Below are 6,173 nucleotides of genomic sequence, written 5' to 3'. Positions count from 1 at the left end.
CGTGGAAAGCGAGAGGGGTTCGGGGTGGGTGTCGGGCGCGCTGTTGGGTGTCTGAGGGTGCGGCCGTGTGGTCGTCTTCCTCTGGTGCCGGTCCCAGTGTTCTCGGGTTGTTGCTCGGGGTGATGGGTGGCTGGTTGTTGTTTGAGAACTGCACAGTGGACGCGAGCATCTGTGGCCAAGTTTTTAAGGGCGCACGGTGGATGCCTTGGCACCAGGAACCGATGAAGGACGTGGGAGGCCGCGATAGGCCCCGGGGAGCTGTCAACCGAGCTGTGATCCGGGGGTGTCCGAATGGGGAAACCCGGCAGTCGTCATGGGCTGTCACCCGCACCTGAATGTATAGGGTGTGTGGAGGGAACGCGGGGAAGTGAAACATCTCAGTACCCGCAGGAAGAGAAAACAACCGTGATTCCGGGAGTAGTGGCGAGCGAAACCGGATGAGGCTAAACCGTATGTGTGTGATACCCGGCAGGGGTTGCGCATGCGGGGTCGTGGGACCGTACTTCAGTTGTCTGCCGGCGGCTGGGCGAGTCATAAATTGTGGGTGTAGGCGAAGGGCATGCGAAAGGCCCGGCGTAGAGGGTAAGACCCCCGTAGCTGAAACATCTGCAACTCGTTTGTGCGGCACCCAAGTAGCATGGGGCCCGAGAAATCCTGTGTGAATCTGGCGGGACCACCCGTTAAGCCTAAATATTCCCTGGTGACCGATAGCGGATAGTACCGTGAGGGAATGGTGAAAAGTACCGCGGGAGCGGAGTGAAAGAGTACCTGAAACCGTGTGCCTACAAGCCGTGGGAGCGTCGCCGTCGGAACTTGTTCCGGCGGTCGTGACTGCGTGCCTTTTGAAGAATGAGCCTGCGAGTTTGCGGCATGTTGCGAGGTTAACCCGTGTGGGGGAGCCGTAGCGAAAGCGAGTCCGAAGAGGGCGGTTGAGTAGCGTGTTCAAGACCCGAAGCGGAGTGATCTAGCCATGGGCAGGGTGAAGCGGAGGTAAGACTTCGTGGAGGCCCGAACCCACCAGGGTTGAAAACCTGGGGGATGACCTGTGGTTAGGGGTGAAAGGCCAATCAAACTCCGTGATAGCTGGTTCTCCCCGAAATGCATTTAGGTGCAGCGTCGTGTGTTTCTTGCCGGAGGTAGAGCACTGGATAGGCGATGGGCCCTACCGGGTTACTGACCTTAGCCAAACTCCGAATGCCGGTAAGTGAGAGCGCGGCAGTGAGACTGTGGGGGATAAGCTCCATGGTCGAGAGGGAAACAGCCCAGAGCATCGACTAAGGCCCCTAAGCGTGTGCTAAGTGGGAAAGGATGTGGAGTCGCAGAGACAACCAGGAGGTTGGCTTAGAAGCAGCCATCCTTGAAAGAGTGCGTAATAGCTCACTGGTCAAGTGATTCCGCGCCGACAATGTAGCGGGGCTCAAGCACACCGCCGAAGTCGTGTCACTCACACAATAGGTCCAACGACCGTGTGGGTGGGTAGGGGAGCGTCGTGTGCCGGGTGAAGCAGCCGTGGAAGCGAGTTGTGGACGGTATGCGAGTGAGAATGCAGGCATGAGTAGCGATACGTACGTGAGAAACGTGCGCGCCGATTGACTAAGGGTTCCTGGGTCAAGCTGATCTGCCCAGGGTAAGTCGGGACCTAAGGCGAGGCCGACAGGCGTAGTCGATGGATAACCGGTTGATATTCCGGTACCCGCTGTGAAGCGACCCACATCGAATCCAGTGATGCTAAGCCCGTGAAGCCGCCGGTGGATTCTTCGGATGAAGTCGGAGTGGTGGAGCCGGTGGCCCGAGCTGGTAGTAGGTGAGTGATGGGGTGACGCAGGAAGGTAGTCCATCCCGGGCGGTGGTTGTCCCGGGGTAAGGGTGTAGGACGTCAGGTAGGTAAATCCGCCTGGCTTGTGTCTGAGACCTGATGCCGAGCCGATTGTGGTGAAGTGGATGATCCTATGCTGTCGAGAAAAGCCTCTAGCGATGTTTCATGGCGGCCCGTACCCTAAACCGACTCAGGTGGTCTGGTAGAGAATACCGAGGCGTTCGGGTGAACTATGGTTAAGGAACTCGGCAAAATGCCCCCGTAACTTCGGGAGAAGGGGGGCCACGTCTGGTGATGGGACTTGCTCCTTGAGCTGGGGGTGGCCGCAGAGACCAGCGAGAAGCGACTGTTTACTAAAAACACAGGTCCGTGCGAAGCCGTAAGGCGATGTATACGGACTGACGCCTGCCCGGTGCTGGAACGTTAAGGGGACCGGTTAGTCATTCTTCGGGATGGCGAAGCTGAGAACTTAAGCGCCAGTAAACGGCGGTGGTAACTATAACCATCCTAAGGTAGCGAAATTCCTTGTCGGGTAAGTTCCGACCTGCACGAATGGCGTAACGACTTCTTGACTGTCTCAACCATAGGCCCGGTGAAATTGCACTACGAGTAAAGATGCTCGTTTCGCGCAGCAGGACGGAAAGACCCCGGGACCTTTACTATAGCTTGATATTGGTGTTCGGTTCGGCTTGTGTAGGATAGGTGGGAGACTGTGATGCTCAAGCGCCAGCTTGGGTGGAGTCGTTGTTGAAATACCACTCTGGTCGTGCTGGATGTCTAACCTGGGTCCGTGATCCGGATCAGGGACAGTGTCTGGTGGGTAGTTTAACTGGGGCGGTTGCCTCCTAAAGAGTAACGGAGGCGCCCAAAGGTTCCCTCAGCCTGGTTGGTCATCAGGTGGTGAGTGTAAGTGCACAAGGGAGCTTGACTGTGAGACTGACGGGTCGAGCAGGGACGAAAGTCGGGACTAGTGATCCGGCGGTGGCTTGTGGAAGCGCCGTCGCTCAACGGATAAAAGGTACCCCGGGGATAACAGGCTGATCTTCCCCAAGAGTCCATATCGACGGGATGGTTTGGCACCTCGATGTCGGCTCGTCGCATCCTGGGGCTGGAGTCGGTCCCAAGGGTTGGGCTGTTCGCCCATTAAAGCGGTACGCGAGCTGGGTTTAGAACGTCGTGAGACAGTTCGGTCCCTATCCGCTGCGCGCGTAGGAGTCTTGAGAAGGGCTGTCCCTAGTACGAGAGGACCGGGACGGACGGACCTCTGGTGTGCCAGTTGTTCTGCCAAGGGCATGGCTGGTTGGCTACGTTCGGGAGGGATAACCGCTGAAAGCATCTAAGCGGGAAGCTTGCTTCGAGATGAGGACTCCCACCCCCGTTGAGGGGTTAAGGCTCCCGGTAGACGACCGGGTTGATAGGCCGGATCTGGAAGCCCAGTAATGGGTGGAGGTGACCGGTACTAATAGGCCGAGGGCTTGTCCATAGAGGCTCGCGTCCACTGTGTGGGTTCTGAGACCACAACCAGGTCGAGAACCCGTAATTCCTTGCCCACTTTTGGTGGTGTGTGTGGGGGTTGCGGTTGTTCTCCCGGTGTTTGTGTGTTTCATAGTGTTTCGGTGGTCATAGCGTGAGGGAAACGCCCGGTTACTTTCCGAACCCGGAAGCTAAGCCTTATTGCGCCGATGGTACTGCGAGGGGGACCTCGTGGGAGAGTAGGACGCCGCCGAACAATCATTGACGGGAGCCCCGTCGGCCTTCGGGCCGGCGGGGCTTTCGCCGTTTCCAGGCCCTGACCGGCTCCCCACCGCCCAGGGCCCGTCGCTAGGCTGACGCGCATGCGCTACGACCTGGTGATCTTCGACAACGACGGTGTCCTGGTGGACAGCGAACGGATCGCCAACCGGGTGCTGGCCGCCTTTCTCACCGAGCTCGGCCACCCCACCACCCTCGAGGAGTCCGTACGCGACTTCATGGGCTCTTCCGTCACACGGGTGCGCGAGGTGGTCCGCGCACGCACCGGGGACAGCCTCCCCTTCACGTTCGAGGAGGTCCTCCACGAGCGGACCTTCGCCGCCTTCCGGCGGGAACTGCTGCCCGTCGACGGCATCGACGGCGTCCTGGACAAGCTGGAGGCCGAAGGGGTGCCGTACTGCGTTGCCTCCTCGGGCACCCACGAGCGGATCCGCGTCTCACTGACGAAGGCCGGCCTGTACGACCGGTTCGGTGAGGGCCGGATCTTCAGTGCGCAGGACGTGGCCCGCGGAAAGCCCGACCCCGACCTCTTCCTGTACGCCGCGGGGACGATGGACGTCCCGCCCGGGCGGTGCGCGGTCGTGGAGGACAGCCCCCTCGGCCTGCGGGCCGGTGTCGCGGCCGGTATGGACGTGTACGGCTACGCGGCGATGACGCCGCCGGACCGGCTGGCCGCCGCACGCGAGCGCTTCACTGACATGAACGCCCTGGTGGGTCTCCTCTCCTCCTGAACCGCACCGGTACGGTGGCGGGCATGAGCGGCGGCGCGGTGTTGATGTGGGACGAGGCGGTCACCGACTACGACTTCGGTGACGGACACCCCATGGATCCCGTGCGGCTGGCGCTCACGATGCGTCTCGTCGAGGCGTTCGGCCTGCCCGGGACGGCAGGGCTGGCCGTGAGGGCGGCCACGTCCGCCGGGGACTCGACGCTGCGGCTGGTGCACCGGCAGGACTACATCGACACCGTGCGCCGCATCTCCGCCGACCCGCTGACCGCCGACGGGTCCTACGGTCTGGGCACCTCGGACGACCCGGCGTTCGCCGGGGTCCACGAAGCCTCCGCGCTCATCGCAGGCCAGTCCGTCGGCGCCGCCGAGGCGGTGTGGCGGGGCGAGGCGCGGCACGCCGTCAACTTCTCCGGCGGCCTGCACCACGCGATGCCCGGTTCCGCCGCCGGCTTCTGCGTCTACAACGACGCGGCCCTCGCCGTCGCGCGGCTCCTCGAACTCGGCGCGCGCAGGGTCGCCTACGTGGACGTGGACGTGCACCACGGAGACGGCGTCGAAGCCGCATTCTGGGACGATCCCCGGGTCCTCACGATCTCCCTGCACGAGCACCCGCGCCTGCTCTTCCCCGGCACCGGGTGGCCCGAGGAGACCGGCGGCCCTGCGGCGCCCGGCACGTCCGCCAACGTCGCACTGCCGCCCGGGACCGGCGACGACGGCTGGCTACGGGCACTGCACGCCGTGGTGCCCGAACTGCTCGCCGAGTTCCGCCCGGACGCGCTGGTGACGCAGCACGGGGCCGACACCCACGCGGAGGACCCCCTCGCGCATCTCGCGGTCAGCGTCGACGCGCAGCGTGCCGCAGCCGAGGCGTGCCATGCCTGGGCCCACGAGTACGCAGACGGCCGCTGGGTGGCTCTGGGAGGCGGTGGATACGCCGTCGTGGACGTCGTCCCGCGCAGCTGGACGCACCTGGTGGGGATCGCCGCGGGGGGCCCGGTGGCGCCGGACGCGGAGGTGCCGGAGGAGTGGCGCCGTGAGGTGTACGCGCGCACCGGCGTCTCCACGGCTCCGCGGCGGATGACGGACGGCCGCGCGGCCGCGTGGCGGCCGTGGGAGCAGACCGGTTACGACCCCGCGGACGCGCTGGACCAGGCCGTCCTCGCGACCCGTCGCGCGGTGTTCCCCGCCCACGGTCTGCTGCCGTAAGCCCGCCGACGAGCACGAAGTCGCGTCGCACGCAGGGGTGACGGTGCCCATCGTGCGCGTTCCGCAGGCGCGGAACGCTCACGACGGGCGGTGTGCGGAGTGTTGCCGGGCTGCGGGCGCATCTGCTCGCCGCGGGTCTGGCCGGGACCGGATCGACCCCGACTTCACCCCTCGCCGCCCTGGACGTGTTCACCGGGCGGCTGTCTTGCCGCCGTGGGGTGCCCGGTGCTGACGCCGGGGCGTGGCCGGCGCGTCGACGTGGCGACGCGTTTCGGCGTTGTGCCGCACCGCCTGGCATACGTGCACGGGGTGGCTGTCCTGCACAGGGTGGGAGCGTGCACGGATCCGGATGCGCCGGGCGCGCACACCCACTCGCCGCTTCCGCTGCGCAGTGCGCTGGCGGCGGCCGCGGCCGAGGGCGGGCGGCTGCCGCAGCTGGTCGTCGGGGACCACGGATGGGTCTGCGCGGCGGCGCGCTCGGCGTCGAGGGGACGGGGCCCGCGGACACGGACGATCCGGCGCCGTTCGTCGGCGAGGCGGAGGGGCGGGTGGCCGTGGCGGTGCCGCTGAATGACGGGGCGTCAGTGGTGCACTACGGCCCGCTGGCGCGCTATGTACTCAATCACGCCCGTCTGTCACAGTAGGAGCCTGATCGCTCTCCTCTTCCCC

Annotated in this window: 2 protein-coding genes, 2 rRNA genes and 1 pseudogene; all 5 read left to right on the top strand. The window is 64.4% G+C overall.

The features are described 5' to 3' along the window. Positions 1-173: 173 nt before the first annotated feature. Positions 174-3,299: ribosomal RNA gene (locus E4198_RS10745) — 23S ribosomal RNA — on the top strand. A gap of 129 nt (positions 3,300-3,428) precedes the next feature. Then, positions 3,429-3,545 (top strand): 5S ribosomal RNA (gene rrf, locus E4198_RS10740). A 106-nt stretch (positions 3,546-3,651) separates the two neighbouring features. Further along, entirely contained in the window at positions 3,652-4,299 is a 648-nt protein-coding gene (locus E4198_RS10735; protein WP_136182952.1) for an HAD family hydrolase, read from the top strand. A gap of 23 nt (positions 4,300-4,322) precedes the next feature. Then, positions 4,323-5,504, top strand: coding sequence for an acetoin utilization protein AcuC (locus E4198_RS10730; protein ID WP_136182951.1), 1,182 nt, complete (start codon positions 4,323-4,325; stop codon positions 5,502-5,504). Positions 5,505-5,708: 204 nt separating this feature from the next. Next, positions 5,709-6,148 (top strand): annotated as a pseudogene (locus tag E4198_RS10725) (phosphatase); the annotation flags it as partial. Between the last annotated feature and the right edge of the window lie 25 nt (positions 6,149-6,173).

The organism is Streptomyces sp. RKND-216, from assembly GCF_004795255.1.
Taxonomy (GTDB): Bacteria; Actinomycetota; Actinomycetes; order Streptomycetales; family Streptomycetaceae; genus Streptomyces; species Streptomyces hazeniae.
Note: the sequence above shows the minus strand (reverse complement) of the source record. Positions and strands in the feature narration are given on the sequence as shown.